The sequence below is a fragment of the Seonamhaeicola maritimus genome, assembly GCF_008056315.1.
In the GTDB taxonomy this organism is placed as follows: domain Bacteria; phylum Bacteroidota; class Bacteroidia; order Flavobacteriales; family Flavobacteriaceae; genus Seonamhaeicola; species Seonamhaeicola maritimus.
Genome location: NZ_VRKQ01000010.1, coordinates 227128 through 248668, shown reverse-complemented (window position 1 = coordinate 248668; position 21541 = coordinate 227128). Strand labels below are relative to the sequence as shown.

Sequence of the window (21541 nt, the reverse complement as noted above, 5' to 3'; positions counted from 1 at the left end):
GTGGGTAATAAGGTTCTGTTAAATCTATTAAAAAGACTTTCAAACTAATCCTTTTTATCCAATTCTGGATATGTAGGAGTAATCATGATATGTGCTCTATGAGTTCCTGGGTTCATAATCCAAGGGTGGCCTGCTTTAAGAGGTTTTTCAGGTAACCCTGTAGTTGCGCTGGTAGCATAAGGAATATATACAACGTACCTAACCCGTTGATTAATTATTTGGTAAGTTTCGTTATCAACCTCTCCTCTAAGTACTGTAAGTGTTGCATTGTGAGGTATTTTTAATTTACCACTTTTAACTTCTTCCTCTCTTATATCGAATATTTCTTTGAAATTCTTGCCCTGACTTTTTAATTCACGTCCTCTTTCCATAAATACATCCAAATCTTTATGGTATGCCGCTACTTGAAAGCCTTTATTGTTTGGATTATCTGCTAAACAAACATATTGGTTTGAGCCTTCTCTTAAAACCTTGAAATTTCCTTCGGAATCATATCCGTAAACTTTAGCTCCTCCACGAAATTTATCATCTAGTCCTAATACTGCAGTTTCTATTTGCCATAACTCGGTTGGAATATTATTCTGAGCAAAAGAAGTAAAAGAGATGATTAATCCAAGAATGCATAATTTAGTTCTCATGGTTTTAAATTTTTAGTTCAGATATACCAACTAAATTTACAATAATTTATCAATCAATTTGTAAGTTGAGAGGTAATTCATAGCAGTCATACTAAAATGTTGGAATTGAAAAGCTGTTAATATGCTAATTCGCTTCTCACCCTCTCTAACAATCTTTTAGTTGCCATAATGCCATCATCTGGACTCATTATTTCACCCTCATACTCAATTCCTATATAATCAGAATAGTTGTGCTTTTTAACTATTTCTAGCATCCTTTTAAAGTCAATTGTAGTTTCATTACCCTTATCATCAAAATGGTATGACTTAGCGCTAACAGCTTTAGCAAAAGGCATCATATCTTTCATGCCCTTATACCTGTCGTATTCATTTTTACAGTCGTTCTTTTTTCCTTCTATACAAAAGTTGCCAAAATCTGGTAAAGTACCACAATTAGGCAAGTTTACTTTATTCATTAATTCCACAACCCAATGTCCATCACTTGAGAACCCACCATGATTTTCTAAAATAACATTCAATCCAAAGTCCTTAGCAAACTCAGATAAAGCAGTGAAACTCTCAGCATTGTATTTTAACATGTCTTCACGAGACCCATTTCCTTTGGCATCAACCCTAACAGAATGACATCCAATAGCATGTGCAGCCTCAATCCAACGTTTATGGGCATCAACAGATTTTAAGCGTTGGTTTTTATCATTGTGCCCTAAAGCACCTTCTCTCCCAACCATAATCAACAAATTTTTCACGCCCTCATCTTCAGCCCGCATTTTTAATTCTTTTTGGTAAGATTTATTTGTTGCCGGTTTTTCAAAAAAGAAACTCACATATTCAACTCCTAAAATGCCATATTTATCTTTAGCATATTTTGGAAAATCTAAGTTTGTTATGGTTTTATTTTTTAAAGCTTGACGGACTGACCATTGCGCCAAAGAAATATCAAAATGAAAATAAGTATTTAAAGGTTGACCAAATAAATTACCAAAACCAGAGCTAAGGGTTAAAGCTCCCATTCCTAATCCTGTTTTTTTTATAAAATCTCGTCTTGTTGTTTTCTTTTCCATTTCCTTTTATGTTAACTAACTTCTCAAATGTAATTATTTTCATCATTTAATAAGGTCATTTAATTAAATGAAACTCCATTCAAATAAGATTTCCCTATTTTATTAGCTTCAAAATTAACAGGTAAGGTCTACCGCAATAACTTCATTAAAGGGATTAGATTTTTCAAAAGAAAACTTACAAGGGAAGAGCTACTTGAAGCGTTGGTAGACCCAAGTGCACGTTTAGCTCCAGGTTACGGTAGCGTTATTCTTACATTAGGCAATAACCAAACCATTTTTGGTGTTCTATTAGAAGAAACAGAAAAAGATATAACACTAAAAACATCAGAGGTTGAACCATTAAAACTACCGCTGTCAAGAATTAAAAACAGAGAAATTGTTATTTCATCAATGCCCACCATTGGAACCTATATTGGAAAAAGAGCCTTAAGAGATTTAGTAGAATACTTGTCTAATTTAACAGGGGAAGAAGTGAAAACTGTACATTAATGGCGTAAATTCTTATAGATATATAAGGATTAAAGTCGTTTAATCGGTAATAGGTTACTATTTGTCCTGTATTTTTACTTTATAAGTAAATTATGACTAAATTAAAATAGCAAAGCGAATGCTTTGTTAGGTTAATAGCAGACTGAAGGCAGGCAAACGTGAACTATTGTTTGCCTTTTATATTTTGATTGTGTATTAGATATTTTTTCAAAGTAATTGATATTTTAGGATATGTGCGAAACATCATATTTTTCGGACATTAGTTTTATTTCATTATATTTACCATAACCCCTAAGTTATCCCCATTAATTTTTTTATAGCAAGTATGTTTAGTATAATACTAAGACACATCTTATACAATTTAAAATAATTATGAAAGACGAACTTTCTGATGATCAGGGATTCACTCAAAAAATAGAGCATATTCTAGAGGTCAATTTAGAGGATGAAAACTTTGGAGTCTCTAATTTAGCTTTAGAAATAGGTCTTAGTAGGTCACAATTGTATAGGAAGTTACAAGATGCTACAGGGAAATCTACCAGTCAATTCATTCGTGAATATCGCTTAAAGAGAGCGATGGAGATGTTGAAAAAAAATCAGTTTACAGCAGCTGAAATTGCGTATCGTGTTGGTTTTTCTAGTCCTACTTATTTTAATACTTGCTTTCATAATTTTTTTGGGTATCCTCCTGGAGAGGTTAAATATCAAAATACTGCTGCTCCTCCTAAAAAAACGGTTTCTAAAAAGCTATTAAGCATTGCACCTATAATTATCTTGATAGTGTTGATTGTTTTTAATGAGAAATTTAAGAATAAAGATGATGGAATTTCATCAATTGAAAAGACTATTGCCATTATGCCTTTTGAAAATGATAGTCCAAATAATGAGAACCAATATTTCTGTAATGGAATAATGACAGGTATAAGAGAATATTTAACTAAAATTCCTGATTTCAAGATTGCCTCAAGACGTTCTACTGAAAAATTCAGGAATAAGCAGATTTCTTTAAAGGCTATTGCCAATGAATTAGATGTTAATTATTTAATTGAAGGTAGGGTTCAACGTATTGGTAATAAAGCTATTGTTTCGGCAGAGTTAATTAATGTAAAAGAGGACAAAGTAGTTTGGTCTGAAAGTTATAATGAAGATGTTTCCGAAATTTTTAAAGTACAGGCCGATGTTGTACAATCTATAACTGAAAACCTTGAAACGGCTATATCGTCAAATTTAAAAAGTGAATTAAGTACGGATCCAACTAAGGATAAATATGCATATGAATATCGTTTACAGGGAGACGAGTATCTTTTTAAGGCCAATAGTTCATTGCAAAAACATAAGGTTTGGCTTGATTTATTAGATAAGGCAAAGTCATCTTATGAAAAGGCTATAAAAAGAGATTCTTTATTTGCCTCAGCATATATAGGTTTAGCACTAACCACTTTTCAACGCTATGGTAATTATGTAGGTGAAGATAATAAGTTTGATGAGGTGCTTTATTTAACAAATAAGGCTATAGCATTAAACCCAAACTATGCCTTTGCATATAAGCTAAGAGGAGATTACTTTGTGAGAATTAATAAAGAGGAGAATGCCATTTTAGATTATGAAAAAAGTTTAACAATTTATCCTAATGATGTGGGTGCTTTATTTAATTTAATTGGCATTCATAAGAGAAAAAACAAATACAAAGAGGCCATATTTACCCTTCAGAAAATAGAAAAGTTTGCACAATCTAGGGGTCAGTTAATGGGGCTTTATACAAACTATCTGGAATTTTATAGAACCTTAGAGAATCACCAAATGGTAGATTATTATTTTGATAAAATATTCGAGTTACAGACAGTGCCAAGATTTAGAAGAGATCGTGTGTATTCTTTTATACAGTCCATGAGGTATGATGAAGCCCTTGCCTATGTCAATAAAACTCTAGTTAAAGATAATCAACAGCGTAATGCCTTATTAGGGATGCTATATTTGTATAAAAGAGATGTTGAAAAGGCAACTCCATATTATAAAAAATGTTATAAACAAGTTGAAAAAGAGGGGGTGAACTCGTTAGCCTCTAGATCAGTTTATTGGGGTTATGGCATGTGTCTTTTGCGTGGTGGCCAGATTGAAAAGGGAAAAAACCTATTACGGAGACAAGCAGAATTGTATAATAATTTACTTAGCTCTAAACAAAGCTTGGATAGGCCTGTAAGTTATTACGTGTTATTTTTTATTTATGGCGCTTTGGGTGATATTGAAAAGTCTAATGAATGCATTGATAAATTTGAAGAAGTAGATGGTTGGCTTTTTTGGAATCTAATAAGCTACATTAAGGCAGATTTAGAGGCTGGTTTTTTTGAAGGCGATATAGAATATTTAAACGCCTCTATGAAAAGAGGTGAAAAACAATTAGAAGAAGTACAAAATATTATCAGGCCTTACTTGCCATCTGCACCCCCAGAATAAGTATGATTTACAAATTATAATCAAACATTAAATGGGTTGTAAAGCTCGTATTTGTTCATTATTTATATTTCACTACATTTTTTTACTAAAAAAATTAAAGAATCACCTGAAAGCTTAACAAGAATTATTTATTACATAAGCAACTGTCAATTAACATGTTGCATGTTTAAACGCATCATAATCTAAAGCCTTTAAAATAAAATCAGAATCAATTGCACGCAAATTGTTATGTGTTGCATCGGTTAAATAGACATCTTCACAACACTATTAATCTAAAAATCTTAAAATCATGAAAACACTAGTGAAATGTTTATTTGTAATCCCCTTATTTTTTTTAGCCTGTCATGAGAACGAAATTACCTCAACTCCTGAGCAAGAAAAAAATCCTTTGGGTTTGGAGGAAATGAAATTAGAACCAGTCGGTGCTAGCGTTAAAAACAGTTTATTCTCAAAAACTTCTGATAAAAAGAGCAGTATTCAGGACTTTGCTGCAGCTTTGAACGAACAACTATCTGAATATAATATTCAACTTGCAAAAATGGAACTTTTAGAATACGAAGGAGCAGGTATCACGGTTAATTTTAGAGCTGTAGGAAACAAACAATTGGGGGCTGATTTTGTGCCTGATGATCCAAGAAATTTTTTCCCAGGTACAGACCAACTGTTTTGGACAGACGGTACCGAACAAGGTACAGTAGGAAGTGAATATAGTATGACACCCGAGGAGACGTTAATCGCAACAAACAGTGCAATTAACACCTGGGGCTCCATTAATTGCTCTGAAGATCTAAACTTTTATAATGTTTACACAACCACTCCTTATGATATATATAGGGATGTAGGTGTTTTTCAACGCGCTTTGAATATGGGTGGAGCTGGTTGGAGAATTACTGGAAGCATTTTACACGGAGGTAACCTTCCTGCTGCATTTTTCGAAGCCCTACGCGAGGATGGAGGAACAAGAACTCTTGGTGTTACGTTTACATATATATGGTTTGATGGCCCAGGTCCGGATAGAGAACCAACAGACATTGACCAGAACGGTAAACGTGATGTGGCTTTTAGAGAAATCTATATAAATGGTTCTAGAAATTTTAAAGATGACCCTAATGATGTTACTAATAATGGTTATGCAGATTATGAAACCGTAATGTTGCATGAAATTGGTCATGGGCTAAGTCAAGGGCACTTTGGAAAAGCTTTTGAAGGCAAGAATGGTAAAACTCATTATGCGCCATTTGCGCTAATGAACGCTGGATATAGTAAAGCACAAAGAGAAATTACAGCAACCGATAATGCCGGACATTGTAGCATTTGGGATGGTTGGCCTTATGAATAAAATACTATTGTAACAGTTTTTGTATGATAGTTGTTTTGTAAAATGAAAGACCTTAAGTTTCGTTATTAAACTCAAGGTCTTTTTAGTATACAAAGATTTTAATAACAGAATTTTCTTAAAAGAAAATAAGTATCGAATAGCCTTATACCCTTCAATTTTCATGAATTAAAAAGGTTTAATTTACATAAGGGCCTTTGTCTACACGATAATCTTTTCCTTCATTTTTTTTCAACCATTTTGAAAATGCTTTCGCCCAACTTCCAGGTCTAATTTTTTCGGAAGTTAAAATTTTAGTTTCACTGTTGTACTTAAATCCTTCAGAGGTAATATTTTCTATAATTACATTGTAACCACCCTTTCTATGATCTTTAACGGGTGCTATAGAAGGACCATCCATAAATTTATCATCATTCCAAAGTTTTAAGCTGTCAAGATATTCTTCTGGAATTTCTAATAAAGCGTGTTTTTTAATTTGCGCTTGCGTGCCAAAAACAGCGTGAATGTTTTTTACGGAGGTACCATCGGCAAAACTTCCGGGTTTAGCATCTGGGTTTCTCTGGAGTTCTTTCTTTTTTACTCCACCCATTCCCATTTGAACCGCATAAGTACTTCCAATAGATTTTATACCATCTACCTTTACCACACCGTTATGTGCACTGTGAGGGCCTAACATTAAGGCGCATCTTCCGTTTTCGCTAACAATATTTTTAGCAGTAATATCAAATACAGCTGTATGTTCTCCAACAGCACCTGTTTCCAGTCTTAGGGTAACCCCTCCGTTGGCATATAAATCTTCAAAATGTACCGTTTGAGCACCATGCAATTGAACTAATCCGTACCCTGGACTGGCGTTGAATATTCTACAATTTCGAATAAGTCCATCTGCAGCTCTAGACACTTTCCAATTGCTAATATTCTTTGTTTTTGACCTAGTAGGGGTGAGGGTAATTCCGCAATATGTTGAAAAATTATCCTTTATATCCATATCTGAAATACAGAAATTTTTAACCATCCGACATAAAATACCCCTAGCACCTTCTCCTTTTTTTGGTATTCTATCTGAGTAATCGATTATCCATTTCCCTCCTTTTCCTTTAATGCTTACATTTCTAATAAAGCTTTTCTCATCATAATTAGGTTTTTTTTTGTTTTTTGGAGTTTCAGTGTCTATAATAAATACAGCTATTTTTGTTCCCTTTGGCCAATAAGGTTTAATAACCGTACCTTTATCTATAAGAAGATGTATATTAGATTTTAAATAAATATTTGAAAATTGATAAGTGCCTTTAGGGATTATCAATTGTCCTCCGCCTTTGCTGTGCAAGTCATTTATAGCATTTTGGACTATGTTACTTTGATTGTTTTCTGCGTTATCATTTATCAAACCATAATCTTTCATATTCTTAAGTGCCAGATGGTGGGTCATTGGTTCTTGGTATTGGGCATTCATTACTGAACAGCCAATTAGAATTATTAAAAGAGTAAATAGAGATTTTTTTAAATAACTCATAAATCTTAAGTTTTTATTTATTGTAAAAATAAAGAGTTTTAATTTTTACTTTATAGCTTTAAGTAAAAATAATGTATTGTAAGGTAAATTATTGTTTTAAAAAAGCCTGCTAATTATAATTAGCAGGCTTTCAATAACTGTACCGTTATAATTTTATTTAAAGTGCTTGTTTCCTTGGAAATCTTTAGCCTTTTTCTTTTTACCATTCATATTAAGTGAATAAGTAATGCCTAATTCAAATATAGGACCGTTTCTTTCGTATAAAGTTTCCTGATAGAAGATTTGTTGATTGGACGCATTAAAAGCATTGGTGTCTAAACCTTGGTCATTTTGAGCAAAAATATCCAATCCTCTAAGAGAAATATCCCATGCATCTGATGGTTGGTAGCTCAAAGCAATGTTTGAAACAGAAAAGGCATCATTTTGACCTTGTGATGTTACTGTGTTTGAAATTCTACTAAAGTCATAGTTGAATTTTAGTTTATCTGATATTGTAAAATTAGCATTTCCTTTTAAAGACCAGTTAGTACTATTTTGGTCTACATCATAACCGAATACCTCACCTTTAATTTGGTAGTTATATAATGAACCTCCAACAAATAATTTAACCCAAGAACTAGGAACAACATTCATATTTAACTCAGCACCTAAAGAGGTGGAGTTGCCTGCATTGGTGTAAGAACGAATCAATACATCTTCACCTAAAATAGCATTCAATTCTGGGTTTTCATTAGCTGTGGTTACCGTGTTTACTCTAAATACAGTGTTATCTGTTCCTCGGTAAAAACCTGTTAAACTAAAGGTGCTTTTTCCAGTTGAGGTTTCATAGGTGATTTCAGCATTGTTTAAATATTCAGCTTCTAATTCTGGGTCACCAACAACGTATACTTCAAAATGTCTACGGTATAAGAAAGGTGCCAATTTAGTTACAGAAGCTCTGTTGATTCTTCTACTTCCAGCTAAAGTTAATTTGTCTTTATTGCTAATTTCATAACTAAAGTGCGCAGATGGGAATAAATCAAATTTCTTTTGTACATAAGTTTCCTCTAAATCAGATCCAAAAATTGGAACATAATCGGTATTACCATTTTCTAAAGTTTGGTCACCATATTCTGCTCTTAATCCTAAGATGTAACTAAGTTTTCCTCTGGTTGCAGAATAGTCTGCATAGGCAGCATATACCGTTCTTGTTAAATCAATAGTATTATTTAAATCTTTCGTTACTAAAGTATTGTTGAAGTTAAACGAACCATCAATATTTGTGTATTGCACTTGTGCTCCCGTACCAAAAGTGCTAAACTCGTCAATTTGTATTTCGTAATCTGCATTAAAGCGTAAACCTTTTAAAGGTGTATTGTCTGATAGTGAATAATCATCAGCTTGAATAGCATTAGCGTAGTTGTTATCAATGTCGTTATCAACATCGGCTCTTGTATTATAGAAATAGTTCTTATTGTTTAACTCTCTACTTAATTTAGAAGTTTCATAAGCGGCAGCCATTTTAAAACTAGCATCATTAGCTAAAGCTACCGAGTAATCTACATTAAAGGTGCTGTACTCACCATATCTATCATCAACATTGGGGTTGTACATAAATTGTTCTGTACCTAGATCTTTATTAGATTGGTCTGCATCTGCATAAAACGTGTTATATACATAATAAGCAGCTCTTCCTTCATTTCTATTTCCGTAGAAATAAGAAAATGATAATTTTTTAGAATCAGATAAATCAATATCTATTCCAGCATTAGCGGTATAGTTCTCATACCACTCAGGACGCTCGCCATTTTTAGCATTCATATGGAAGAAATCACCTTCGGATTCGTTTACAAAAACTCTAGCTTCACCTGAGCGCTTTCCATTTACATTTTTCATGTTATAGTTGAAGCCACCATAAAGGGTAAAGTTTTTCTCGCTGTAAGTGATGTTGAAACCACCGCCGTATCGATCATCTTTTAAGTCATGCCCACTATATTCATCAGTTAGGTTAGCCCAAGGCGCTCCACCTAGCAAACCATTAACAGAAACTGAAAGGCCTTGGTTTAGATTTTTCTTGGTAGTAATATTGATGATTCCTCCTTTTCCTTGTGCATCATAACGTGCTGTTGGAACTGTAATCACATCAATTTTACTGATGTTGTTTGATTGGATTTGCCCTAATAAAACGGATGGTTTTATATTAGTTGGCTTTCCGTTTAGGTATACCATGAAATCAGTTGTTCCTCTAACCGAAACATTTCCGCTAGGATCAACAGTAATAGAAGGTAATTTATTTAAAACATCGGCAGCATTTCCGCCTTTTGCTGTAGCAAAATCGCTAGCATTATAAACTTTTCTATCAATTTTTGTAGTGGATGTTTTAGTCTGAGCCTTAACCGTAACAGCATCCAATGATTCTAATTGAGGTTTTAAAGCAACTGTTCCTAGGTTAGCATTAGGAGAGGAATTGGTAAGGATGATGTTTTCTATGGTATTGGTTTGATAACCAATAAACGAAATTTGTACGGTATAGCTTCCGTATGCCATATTTTCAACATTGAATTGTCCGTTATCCGAAGAAATAGCTCCTGAAACTGTTTCAGTTGTATTGCTTTTTAGTACTACAATGGTTGCAAACGGGATAGCATCATTTGAATCGCTATCTACTATAGTTCCTTGTATACTGCCTTTTTGAGCAAAGGCTAATGCTGTAAATAAAAAAAGAAGTAATAAAACCGAAAATTTGTTGTTCATTTTATGAATTATTTTGTAAAATTTATCGTAGAGTTCAGTTGTAATTTGGGCGCAAATGTATGTCATTTATACTAATTAAGTAATTTTTTAATAGCATTCATTTTAAGCTTACAAAAATAGGTAATAGCTTTAAGTTTATTAAAAGCCAATAAGACTTTTTAAGGAGCAAAAGGTTTAAATTAAGTAAGAAAAGATTTTTATATATTGGAGCTTTAAATATTTATGAAATGAATAATTACTTTTTTGCAAAAAGTAATTTTGTAAATTGCGTATCACAAAAATTACTAATTCAATAGAATGGTTACCTTAAAACAGCTAGCAAAAGAGTTGAATGTTTCAATTTCAACAGTCTCTAAAGCACTAAATAATAGTGAGGAGATTGGAGAAGAAACTGTACGCCGTGTAAAAGAGCTAGCAGAACTGTATAATTATAAACCAAATAAGGTAGCTTTAAGTTTAAAGCAAAATAAAACAAAAACCATAGGTGTTATAATACCTAATATATTGAATCACTTTTTAGCAAAAGTACTTTTCGGAATTGAAAGAGAAGCTACTAAACTAGGTTACCATATTATAACTTGCATTTCAAATGAGTCTTTGGAGAAAGAAAAAGAGAGTCTTCAGCTTTTAGCCAATGGTAGTGTAGATGGATTCATTTTATGCGTAGCGGAAGAAACCCAGATTAAGAATGAAGTAGAACATTTTAAAACTACTATAAGTCAAGGTTTACCAATTGTTATGTTTGATAGGGTGGCTCATGATGTTATGTGTGACAAAGTAATTGTAGATGACTTTGATGCAACGTATAATGCTACAAAAGGTCTGTTGAAAGAGGACAGAAAGAAGATTGCTTTTTTAAGTAACATTGAAGATTTAAGTGTTGGTAAGCTAAGAGAAAGGGGTTATGCCAAAGCCGTTTTAGAAGAAAATAGACAAGAACCTTTAATTTTAAAGATTAATAAGAATGATGATCAACAGAAAAATATAAGGTCTTTCTTAAAGAAGAATAAAGATATAGATGGTGTTATTGCAGCAGATAGCTCTTCTGGAATTATTGCCATTAATGCAGCGGTAAATTTAGGAAAAAAGGTGCCAAAAGACATTTCGGTAATTGGTTTTGCAAGTAAATCTGATGCTATTCATGCCTTTCCTAGATTAACTACAATTAGGCAACATGCTAAAGTTATAGGAGCAGAGACAGCTCAAATGTTAATTCATAGGTTGGAAAACATGGATTTAAAAGAAGACGTTAAGACAAAAATAGTTAAAACAAGTGTGGTCAAGAATGATTCTACTTTGAATTAGTTTTTTGTAAATTCATACTACGGCCAGCTTTCCGATTTTCTACTTAAAATACCGGTGATTTGGTTGAATTACCATTCATCGATGTATTTCATCTAAGAAATATGTATTTCATCGATTATTTTATTCCAAACATCTTTATGCTATCTACTTTAGTGAACTCTTAATGGGCACAATATTTTCCCCTCAGCACATTAAGGAAATTAATCCATTTTAAGACCATTGTTTTGGTCGATTCCCTCAAAATTTAAAAGTATAAATCTGTACACTTTTATGTGTTCGATTTAAAGTTAATTATTCCATTTTTCCCTCAACAGAGATTTTGTTAATCAAAGTCTTAGTTAACGAGTATTATTAAAAATTTAATATAGAAAAATAGTTTAACCTTAAATCGAATTAATATGAAAGCCCTAAAATTTACCTTAATTGCAGCCGTTTTGTTAGTAGCCTTTTCTTCTTGTACAAAACAAGATTTAAATGAAGATGATGTGTTGCAAGATGAAAGTGTTCCTACTTTATTTACTGGAGGAGAAGTTACCGAAAGATAAAAAATTTAATTTTAATTTACATAAAATGCCCTTATCTAAAATTTTAGATAAGGGCATTTTATTTTGTATATATTGAAAAATTATGGATACATTTATGCGACATAAATGTATTGTTAACATTGGGTTTAAGGTTTTTTATTCTATTATTTTTTTGGACAGGTCTTACATTTTCTCAAAATAAGATTGAGGTTGATAGTATTTTGTATTTTTTGAAGCACTCAGCAAATTCTAAAAACAAACTTGACTTAAGGTTATCTTATGCTTTAAAATCTAAAGATTTATCAGAAACCATCAAAATAGATACTCTAATTATAAAAAGTAAAATAAAGTTATCCATATTATACTTAGAAAAAGGGAATGATAAATCTTTTTTAAAATATAATCAGGAAGGTTTAAAGTTGGCAGAAAAGATAAATGATTCAACTTTTATGGCATTAATTAATAAAAGCCTTGGTTATTATTATTATAATAGATTAGTTGATAGTGCTTATTACTATAATACAAAAGCTCTAAAATTATATCGTGGCTTAAAGGATAATTATAATATGGCTACGGTGCTCTTGGATATTGCAATAATACAAAGAGATGAAAAGGATTTTACTGGAAGTGAATTGACTTCTGTAAGGGGTATAGGGTTACTTGATGAACTAAAACCTACGTATGAGGTTAATAGGAAGAAATCTTTTTTTTATAATAATTTGGGAACAGTCTTCGGTCAATTGGAGCAATTTGATGAGTCTGTAAAATATCACACTAAGTCACTTAATTTAAAAAAGAAATTAAAAGGTAAAAATAATGCCACCATTGATAATTCCAAAAATAATTTAGCGACCGCTTTTAAAAATTCTAAAAGATATAAACTAGCCTTAAAGCTCTACAGTGAAATTTTAGGCAATGAAAACTTAATTAACCAGCGCCCGGACTTTTATGCCTTAGTATTGGATAATTATGCTCATACGTTATATTTAATAAAAAAAACGGACCAACTACCCCAGTTGTATTTAAGAGCTTTAAATATAAGTGATAGTATCTCACATAACGGCTATAATTCTATTGTAATCAATCAACATTTAGCTGAATATTTCAATGATAAAAACATTAAAGATTCAGCATTATATTATGCCTATAGAGCTAAAGATATTTCTGAGAGCTATTATAATGATGACTTATTAAAATCACTTAAACTGTTGTCAGAAATAGAGCAAGGTGATAAGTCAGCTGGATTTTTAAAGGCCTATGTAAAACTAAATGATAGCTTACAAAAAGAAGAACGAAAAATAAGAAATAAATTTACCAGAATTCAGTATGAGACAGACCAACTAGAACAAGAAAACATCCAAATAGCCAAAGAGCGCATGTGGCTGCTTATTATATCGGTAGTTGTAATAATGGCGTCTTTCTTATTGTATTTGGTTATTACCCAAAGAAATAAAAACAAAGAGCTTCAATTTATTCAAAAGCAACAAGAGACTAATGAGGAGATTTATAATCTGATGTTATCACAAAATGAAGGTATTGAAGAAGCGAGAACACTTGAGAAAAAACGAATTTCAGAAGAGTTGCATGATGGTGTGTTAGGGCGTTTATTTGGTACAAGACTAAGTTTAGATAGTCTAAACTTTAATAATACACCTGAGGCAATAAAAACACGTGGTCAATATATTGAGGAGTTAAAAAATATAGAGCAAGATATTAGGAAAGTATCACATGAGTTAAATACCGATTTTGTTTCGGGTAGTGGTTTCATAGACATTATTAAAACACTGGTAGAAACACAAACCTTAGCTTATAACCTTCAATATGATTTAGATCATGATGATGGAATACATTGGGATGATGTAACTAATAAAAAGAAAATTCATATTTATAGAATAATACAGGAGACCTTACATAACATATATAAACATGCTCAAGCTACCCATGTGAATATTAGTTTTAAACTAAAAAATAATGTAATTTGCCTTACAATTGTTGATGATGGTTCTGGATTTGATGTTAATAAGGCAAAATCTGGTATAGGTCTTAAAAATATAAACTCCAGAATTAACGAAATAAAGGGAATAATAAAAATAACTTCAGAAAAAGAAGTAGGAACAACAGTTATTATTGAAGTCCCAATACCCTAACGACGAACTGTATGACTGAAAAGATTAAAATTTTAATGATTGATGACCACCCAATGATTATTGAAGGTTATCAAAACACACTACAATTCACAAAAAAGGAAAGCCAAGAGTTATTAATTAATATAGCTAACAACTGTGATGAGGCCGTAGCTTTTATGGATAAATCTGTTAGAGATGAAAGGCCTTATGATATGTTGTTTGTTGACATTAGTTTACCACCCTCATCTGATGGAAGGATGAATTCTGGTGAAGATTTAGCTGAATATGCTAGAAAAGTTTTACCAGATGCAAAAATTGTAATTTTAACCATGTTTAATGAATCGTTTAGAATTCATAATATTATCAAAAATATTAACCCTGAAGGCTTCTTAATTAAAAGTGATTTAACTTCCAGTGAGCTTGCTAGCGCCTTTCAAGCAGTACTTAATAATCCTCCTTTTTATAGCGGTACAGTAAACAGCCACATTAGAAAAACTATTTCAAGTGATATTGTCATTGATGAAAAAAACAGAAAGATTCTTCACTTACTTTCGCAGGGCATTAAAACTAAAAACTTGGCAACTCATCTAGACATGTCTTTAAGTGCTGTTGAGAAAAGGAAAAAGCAGTTAAAAGAATTATTTTCTGTAGAAGACGGACAAGATGAAACCTTATTAAACGAAGCTAGAAAGAAAGGTTTTGTATAACTAGAGCTATATTTTAATGGTTTGCGTTGTTTTTTGTAAATAAAGCAAAAGATTTTGTGCGTGAAACCCATGATTATATTTGAAAGCTACCTGTAAACCGTAAAGTAGTTACGGTTTTCCCACAGTTTAAAGACAAGTACATTTACTATATTTGTTTGTCAACACTTCAAAAAAATTAATTAATCCCTCAATTTTTTTTGTTGATAATAGCAATTTACAGACCCTGTGGAGGTGAGAGACCCACAGGGTCGCTTCTTTTAAAATGTGAAGAGAGCTTCTTTACTGTCCCAGACAATACCTATAAAAAGGCCGAGATAAATAATAGCCACTATAAATTTTATAAAGGCCGAGGTTAAAAAACCTATGAAAGACCCAAACGCAGCTTTTATAGCTGTTTTAGAATCGGTTTTATTTAGTAATTCTCCAAGATAGGCACCAGCAAACGGACCAATAATAACTCCGAACGGAATGGGAGCAATGAGTCCCACAATTAAACCAATAGATGTTCCAATCATACCGTATTTGGTTCCGCCAAAGCGCTTTGTGCCAATAGCAGGAATAACGTAGTCTAAAAGCCAAATAAGTATGGCAATTATTAAAGTAATTATTAAAAAAGATTTATCCATGGGAACCGACTTGGATAAATGTAGTATTAGTAGCCCAATCCAACTAGTTAGCGGACCAGGAAGCACGGGTAAGAAGCTGCCAATAATGCCTAAAACCATGAATAAAGCAGCAACAATAATTAAAATGATGTCCATGTAAATAGATTAAATTCTACTAAGTAAGACGTAATTAAGGTGCAAATGTTACATTTTTAACTAAAAAATTAGTTGAAACTAAAAATTTAGTTATATTTGTTTAAACTAAATCTTTAGTTGAAAGTAAAATAGTCAAAAAATGAAACAACTCACCAAAGCAGAAGAAGATATTATGCAAATACTATGGCTACTAAAAAAGGCCAATGTAAAGTCCATAATAGAGCAGATTTCAGAACCAAAACCGGCATACAATACGGTGTCTACAATAGTTAGGATTTTAGAAAGTAAAGGGTTTGTTGGTTATGAAAAGCAGGGTAAGGGGCATGTGTATTTCCCTATTGTTGAAAAGAACGATTATAGTAATCAATCCATAAATAAACTGGTAGATAATTATTTTCAGGGTTCTTTTAAAAGTATGGTGTCCTTTTTTATGAAGAAAAATGACATGAGTATGAAAGACTTAGAATCTGTGTTAAAAGAAATAAACAAAAAAGACTTATAATCATGTTTCAATATATAATTCAGACCATTGCGTTTCAACTGTTCTTTTTAATGGTTTATGATTTCTTTTTAAAGAAAGAAACCTTCTTTAATTGGAATAGAGCTTACTTATTAGGTACTGCATTATTATCACTATTAATTCCTTTAATTAAAATTGAAGGTTTTAAGAATGTAGTATCACCAGAATATATTATCACTTTGCCAGAAGTTTTATTGGGCAACGCAGAACAGCAGGCTGATGTTATATTATTAGACCCTGCAATCATATCTCAAAAATCGTTTTGGACATGGGAGATGTTATTCCTTCTAGGCGCATTTATAGCCGCATTACTGTTTGGGTTTAAGCTGATAAAAATGCTTGTGATGTTGGCCAAAAACCCGAAACATAAAGTTAATAACTTTCATATTGTTAAACTATTAAATAGTAGTGCAGCCTTTTCTTTTTTTAGATATATATTTTTGGGTGACAAAATACACGGGGAAGATAAAAAGGCCATTTTAAAACATGAAATGGTACATGTAAAACAATATCACTCTGTAGATTTATTATTATTGGAAATATTAAGAATTCTCTTTTGGTTCAACCCATTAATCTATATGTATCAAAACAGAGTTGTGGCACTTCATGAGTTTATTGCCGATGCCCATGCTGTTAATCCTGAAAATAGAAAGGCGTATTACCAAAACTTGCTAGCCCAAGTTTTCGACACAAAAAAAATATCATTCATCAATCCATTTTTTAAACAATCATTAATCAAAAAACGAATCGTTATGTTAACAAAATCGAAATCAAAACAAATTAATTTATTAAAATATGCCCTGTTAATTCCTTTGGTTTTTGGGATGCTCATATATACTTCCGCACAAACTCAAGACAAACTTGGAATTAGTAAGGAGGATTTAAGTGAATATACTTATTCAGTTAATGCGGTAGAAGTTAACTCAGATAAATTGGCTTTAAAAACAGCTAAAGAAGCTCAAAAAAAACAAGCGGATTTTATCAAATTGAATCCTAGTTATGTTGTTTGGGTTGATTATAACGATAATAAACCAGAATTCACATATAGCTTGCATCATGAAAGTGAAAAAATCCCTGAAGATTATAGCCTTAGAGATAATCACTCAGAAGGAGGTCTTAACTATAGATCATATGTTCACAATGTTTATAGTAAAGGGAATGAGAAAAAATATTTAAGTGAAATTGATGTACCATTTGCGGTAATTGAACAAGTACCTGTTTTTCCGGGTTGTGAAGGTCTAACTAAAGAAGAACAAAGACAATGTATGTCTAAAAATATATCCCAGTTTGTAAATAAAAATTTCAATACTAAAATTGCAACAGAGTATAAGCTAACGGGAAGACAACGTATCAACGTTATTTTTAAAATTGATAAAGAAGGTAATATTACAGGAGTAAGATCTAGGGCTCCGCACCCTGCCTTAGAGGAAGAGGCTATTAGGGTGATTAAATTGCTGCCGAAAATGATTCCTGGTATGCAAAAAGGGAAGGTAGTTAATGTACCATATAGTTTACCTATTATTTTTCAAGTGGCAGACAGTAATAAATTTGATAAATATATAACCGTAGATAAGTTAGAAGAGTCGGCTAAACTGAACCTATCAATTAACAGGAATGATATTTCGGTACCGTTCGCTCTTATAGATCAAGTACCTGTTTTCCCGGGTTGTGAAGGTCTAACTAAAGAAGAACAAAGACAATGTATGTCTAAAAACATATCTCAGTTTGTAAATAAAAATTTCAATACTAAAATTGCAACAGAGCATAAGCTCACTGGAAGGCAAAGAATTAACGTAATTTTTAAAATTAATAAAGAAGGGAATATCGCTGATGTTAGATCAAGAGCGCCCCATCCAGCTTTAGAGGAAGAGGCTATTAGGGTGATTAAATCCCTGCCCAAAATGATTCCTGGTATGCAAAAAGGGAAGGTAGTTAATGTACCGTATAGTTTACCCATTATTTTTCAAGTAGCAGATGATAACCCAGAAGGAAAGAAAGAATGATTTTTCCATTCTGCATTAATTAATATTAAAGACCGAAGCTCAAACTTCGGTTTTTATATTTTAAGTGAATTTAAAAAGCAAAAAAATCGTACTTTTCGGGTACAGTTTTAATCCATGAAGTACCCTCTCATTTTTTTACTAATGTTATTGCTTGTTTCTTGCAATTATTTCGACGTAAAAAAAACTTCATCTGAAGCTATTTTGAACGAAGAATTAAAAACTTTTAATTGGAATGATGTTGATACTTATCCGTCATTTTCTTCTTGTGATTCTTTAAATTCAAAGGTTGAAAAAAAGCAGTGTTTTGAGTATACCTTATCATCTCATATTTTAAAATATCTTCAAGACGAAATTATTGTGGTTACTCAGGATGTTAATGATACTATTGGGTTGCATTTTAAAGTTTCTGAAACTGGAGTTTTAACTTTGGTTGAAACAAAAATTGATAGCCTTACCCTAAAAGAAATACCTAATATCCTAGAATTAATTAAGATTAGTTTAGATTCACTGCCTGAAGTTTTTCCCGGAATAAAACGGGGGCAACAGGTTAAAACGGAGTTCAAACTTCCTATTATAATTAGTGTAGAATAGTCAAAATCTAATAGCTACTTTTCTCATTAGTCTCAATATTTCGGCGTATAACCAAACAAGTGTTACTAATAACCCCCAAGTTGCCAGCCATTCTTTATATTTGGGTGATTTGTGTTTATGTTTTTCAATATAATCGAAATCTAATAGTAACGATAATGATGCAAAAACTGCTGCCAGAATATTAAAAATTATGGCTGGCCATGATGTACCCCAGATAAAAACTTTAATTCCGAAGAAACCTAAAATCCATGAAATAAGATAAATAACAAAAATGCTGGTTGCTGCAGTTATGATAACACTTTTCAATTTTTTAGTAACAACAATTATTCTGGTTTGATATAACATAAGCATGACAAAAAAGGTAATCATTGTAAATCCAATAGCTTGATATGGTAGGTTCGGGTAATGTTTATGTGCATAAGCACTCATTCCTCCCAAGAAAAACCCTTTCGCAATGGCATAAAGAGGTACTAAAAAATGAGCCCAATGTTGACGAACCGAAATAACTATACTTATAATTATAGCAGCTAGCATGCCACCCATAGAATACCATTTAATATCTGTACCTTCATTATATATCTTCCAAACACCTATTGAAATGATAATGATAATAAGTATAGAAAGTATAGACTTTGTAAAAACCCCCGTGACGGACATGGTTTTTGATGAATTGTTGTCACCATCAAAAAAGTAGTTGGTAAACGCCGGATTGGAAGTTTTGTCTAATAACTTCATTATTACAAGTTAAACTTATATCCAGCAGCAAAATTAATTGGAAAATTATCACTATTGCTGGCAAAAACAGCAAATAATTCGTTATAAATTAAAGAAATGAAACTGTTTTCTGAGATTTTTATATCGCTACCTATTCCAAGGCTAAAAGGCACCCTAAAAGCACTGTTTTTTTCAACAGTTGTAGATTCATCAAAAGTTATGGTTTCTTTTGAAAAAGTATAGCTTGCAACATTAAGGTTGGTATAAATATTAAAGTTTGTTTTATTAACAAAACGAAACCTATGTCCAAGAGCTAAAGTTGTAGAGATAAATTTGTAATCGTCGTTTTCCAATGCATGCGAGATACTAATGAATCCCGATTGCAAGGGAAGCGGTTTCTTTTCAAATAACTCTAATTCAGCGTTAATAAAAGTTACTTTGCCATTATTAGGGTTCTCCATAAAAGGATGGTTAGTTAAACCTGCAAATAATCCTAATCTTGTTTGAGCAGTAACTTTCTCATCAGTATATGTAAATCTTCCAGTACCGTTTGAGTTATAGGCTTTAATAAATTGTTTAAGACTATAACGTCCAAAACCCACATTTTCCATGGACATGCCAGAATCTTTGGTAAGTTTATTTAGTACATCCTTAAATTCTTCTCTAAAACTATTATCGTCATTTTGAGTGTTTAATAATTCCTGAAGGGTGCCATAATTATCTCTAACAAAAAGTCTTAAAGTATCTTTCGTTTTTAGTGAAAGTAAATCTAATTCACCTTCAGTTTCAACTTTAAGGTTAGGTGTTTCATTATTAATAGCGAATTGCTCTTGAGCAAAAGAAAATGACATTATGGTCAAATAAACCAGTAGTATAAGGAAAAGTTTTTTCATGCTACATATGGAATTGGGTATATGTAAATTTATGAAAATTATTGATACTCCTATTTTTTAAAGGTTCTTCCTTTCCATTTATATTTTTTGATTAAGGATAAGAATGTTATATAAACACTAAAAAAGGGATAAATAATGAAAGCAAAAGGAAAACTTTGAAGTACTTCTCTTTGATTAAAAAATGAAGCTGATTTATAAATTAATAATAAATCAATGTTAAATTTGATGAATAAGAGATAGAGAAAAGTCCTGAAATTAAAAAGGCTTAATGCAGAGAAGAGGCCTAACGTAATTATTAAGGCATTGGAGAGTAAGACAATTACCCCTGTAAATTTGCTGAACCAATTATTATAGGTGCTTGCCTTTGAAGCCCAGCGTAAACGTTGGTTAATCAATAATGACCATGATAACTGTGGTTTTGTATTTACAATAACATGTTCACTTTTTAAATAATGAACCCCTTTAGGATAAACTTTAATGACTTTTTCTAGAAAGAAAATATCGTCTCCGCTGGCAATGGTTCTGTTGCCTTCAAACCCGTTTAGCTCATTAAATATTGTTTTACGATATGCAAAATTTGCACCATTGCACATAAATGGTTTGTTAATACCAAATCCACCAATTGTTGCTCCTTGCATACTTAAGAAATCTAAAAGTTGAAACTTATTTAAAAAACCTTTTGTATTATTATATGTAACTGGTGGTACAATACATTTTGAATGTTTTTTTTGAATAAATTCATCTAAACTAACTAGCCAATATTTTGGTAAAACACAATCGGCATCCGTGGTAATAATCCACTCGTTTTTAGAATGATTTACCGCCGTAGAAATCGCATCTTTTTTAGGTGAGTTTGAATGTCTTTCATTCTTAATAATTTCAATGTCCGGTTGAGCGCAGTCAAAACCTTTTATAACTTCAACAGAATCATCTTCAGAATGATCATCAACAAAAATAATTTCGTATAGGTTTTTTGGATATTCTAACTTGGAAATAGAATTAAGTAATTCTGGTATATTTTCCACTTCATTTCTAAAGGGGATTATAATCGAAAACGTGGTTTTTGGAGGTAAATCTTTCAGTTCAAAATTTTTGACTTTATCAAAACCTAAAACAAAACTTCCTATTAATAATAGGTAGGTTAAAATTATTACGATACTTAATAGAGCCATT

The 21541-nt window shown here is 31.8% G+C and carries 18 protein-coding genes; 10 read left to right on the top strand and 8 right to left on the bottom strand.

The features are described 5' to 3' along the window. Positions 1–44: 44 nt before the first annotated feature. Together FUA22_RS09195 and FUA22_RS09190 are read right to left on the bottom strand one after the other, a co-directional pair. Positions 45–638, bottom strand: coding sequence for a hypothetical protein (locus tag FUA22_RS09195; protein ID WP_147767672.1), 594 nt, complete (start codon positions 636–638; stop codon positions 45–47). A 116-nt stretch (positions 639–754) separates the two neighbouring features. Continuing rightward, positions 755–1699 (bottom strand): sugar phosphate isomerase/epimerase family protein, encoded by a 945-nt coding sequence (locus FUA22_RS09190; RefSeq protein ID WP_147767671.1) that lies wholly within the window; start codon positions 1697–1699, stop codon positions 755–757. Between the two features lie 201 nt (positions 1700–1900). Between FUA22_RS09190 and FUA22_RS09185 the strand changes: the two genes are divergently transcribed. From FUA22_RS09185 to FUA22_RS09175, 3 genes are all read left to right on the top strand, one after another. Then, positions 1901–2188, top strand: coding sequence for a hypothetical protein (locus FUA22_RS09185; RefSeq protein WP_147767670.1), 288 nt, complete (start codon positions 1901–1903; stop codon positions 2186–2188). Between the two features lie 372 nt (positions 2189–2560). Continuing rightward, entirely contained in the window at positions 2561–4642 is a 2082-nt protein-coding gene (locus tag FUA22_RS09180; RefSeq protein WP_147767669.1) for a helix-turn-helix domain-containing protein, read from the top strand. A 289-nt stretch (positions 4643–4931) separates the two neighbouring features. Next, entirely contained in the window at positions 4932–5981 is a 1050-nt protein-coding gene (locus tag FUA22_RS09175) for a hypothetical protein (RefSeq protein WP_147767668.1), read from the top strand. A 175-nt stretch (positions 5982–6156) separates the two neighbouring features. Here FUA22_RS09175 and FUA22_RS09170 read toward each other — a convergent pair whose 3' ends face one another. After that, on the bottom strand, positions 6157–7491 hold the full coding sequence (locus FUA22_RS09170; RefSeq protein WP_147767667.1) for a glycoside hydrolase family protein: 1335 nt from the start codon (positions 7489–7491) through the stop codon (positions 6157–6159). Between the two features lie 153 nt (positions 7492–7644). Further along, the gene (locus tag FUA22_RS09165; RefSeq protein ID WP_170309888.1) at positions 7645–10224 is read right to left on the bottom strand and encodes a TonB-dependent receptor; all 2580 of its coding nucleotides are present in this window, start codon (positions 10222–10224) and stop codon (positions 7645–7647) included. 297 nt (positions 10225–10521) lie between these two features. Here FUA22_RS09165 and FUA22_RS09160 point away from each other — a divergent pair, with 297 nt between their 5' ends. The 4 genes from FUA22_RS09160 (at position 10522) to FUA22_RS09150 (ending at position 14886) form a co-directional block, all read left to right on the top strand. Next, positions 10522–11529, top strand: a complete 1008-nt coding sequence (locus FUA22_RS09160; RefSeq protein ID WP_147767665.1) for a LacI family DNA-binding transcriptional regulator — start codon at positions 10522–10524, stop codon at positions 11527–11529. A gap of 398 nt (positions 11530–11927) precedes the next feature. Beyond that, positions 11928–12074 (top strand): hypothetical protein, encoded by a 147-nt coding sequence (locus tag FUA22_RS18435; RefSeq protein ID WP_170309887.1) that lies wholly within the window; start codon positions 11928–11930, stop codon positions 12072–12074. Positions 12075–12283: 209 nt separating this feature from the next. Continuing rightward, on the top strand, positions 12284–14200 hold the full coding sequence (locus tag FUA22_RS09155) for a sensor histidine kinase (RefSeq protein ID WP_147767664.1): 1917 nt from the start codon (positions 12284–12286) through the stop codon (positions 14198–14200). Between the two features lie 11 nt (positions 14201–14211). Then, positions 14212–14886 carry a response regulator gene (locus FUA22_RS09150; RefSeq protein ID WP_147767663.1) on the top strand — a complete coding sequence of 225 codons (675 nt, stop codon included), beginning with the start codon at positions 14212–14214 and terminating at the stop codon, positions 14884–14886. 257 nt (positions 14887–15143) lie between these two features. On the opposite strand, the gene FUA22_RS09145 is transcribed toward FUA22_RS09150, so the two are convergent. Beyond that, the gene (locus FUA22_RS09145) at positions 15144–15647 is read right to left on the bottom strand and encodes a DUF456 domain-containing protein (protein ID WP_147767662.1); all 504 of its coding nucleotides are present in this window, start codon (positions 15645–15647) and stop codon (positions 15144–15146) included. A gap of 139 nt (positions 15648–15786) precedes the next feature. On the opposite strand from FUA22_RS09145, the gene FUA22_RS09140 reads away from it, so the two are divergent. From FUA22_RS09140 to FUA22_RS09130, 3 genes are all read left to right on the top strand, one after another. Further along, positions 15787–16149, top strand: a complete 363-nt coding sequence (locus FUA22_RS09140) for a BlaI/MecI/CopY family transcriptional regulator (RefSeq protein ID WP_147767661.1) — start codon at positions 15787–15789, stop codon at positions 16147–16149. Positions 16150–16151: 2 nt separating this feature from the next. Beyond that, positions 16152–18170, top strand: a complete 2019-nt coding sequence (locus tag FUA22_RS09135; protein ID WP_241664798.1) for an energy transducer TonB — start codon at positions 16152–16154, stop codon at positions 18168–18170. A 114-nt stretch (positions 18171–18284) separates the two neighbouring features. Next, positions 18285–18761 carry a hypothetical protein gene (locus FUA22_RS09130; protein WP_147767660.1) on the top strand — a complete coding sequence of 159 codons (477 nt, stop codon included), beginning with the start codon at positions 18285–18287 and terminating at the stop codon, positions 18759–18761. Here FUA22_RS09130 and FUA22_RS09125 read toward each other — a convergent pair whose 3' ends face one another. Genes FUA22_RS09125 through FUA22_RS09115 form a run of 3 tightly spaced genes read right to left on the bottom strand, consistent with a single transcriptional unit; the run spans position 18762 to position 21540 of the window. Then, positions 18762–19496: a Bax inhibitor-1/YccA family protein gene (locus FUA22_RS09125; RefSeq protein ID WP_147767659.1), complete on the bottom strand. Its 735-nt coding sequence runs from the start codon at positions 19494–19496 to the stop codon at positions 18762–18764. Between the two features lie 2 nt (positions 19497–19498). After that, positions 19499–20368, bottom strand: a complete 870-nt coding sequence (locus tag FUA22_RS09120; protein ID WP_147767658.1) for an autotransporter outer membrane beta-barrel domain-containing protein — start codon at positions 20366–20368, stop codon at positions 19499–19501. A gap of 50 nt (positions 20369–20418) precedes the next feature. Next, entirely contained in the window at positions 20419–21540 is a 1122-nt protein-coding gene (locus FUA22_RS09115; RefSeq protein ID WP_147767657.1) for a glycosyltransferase family 2 protein, read from the bottom strand. Position 21541 lies beyond the last annotated feature (1 nt).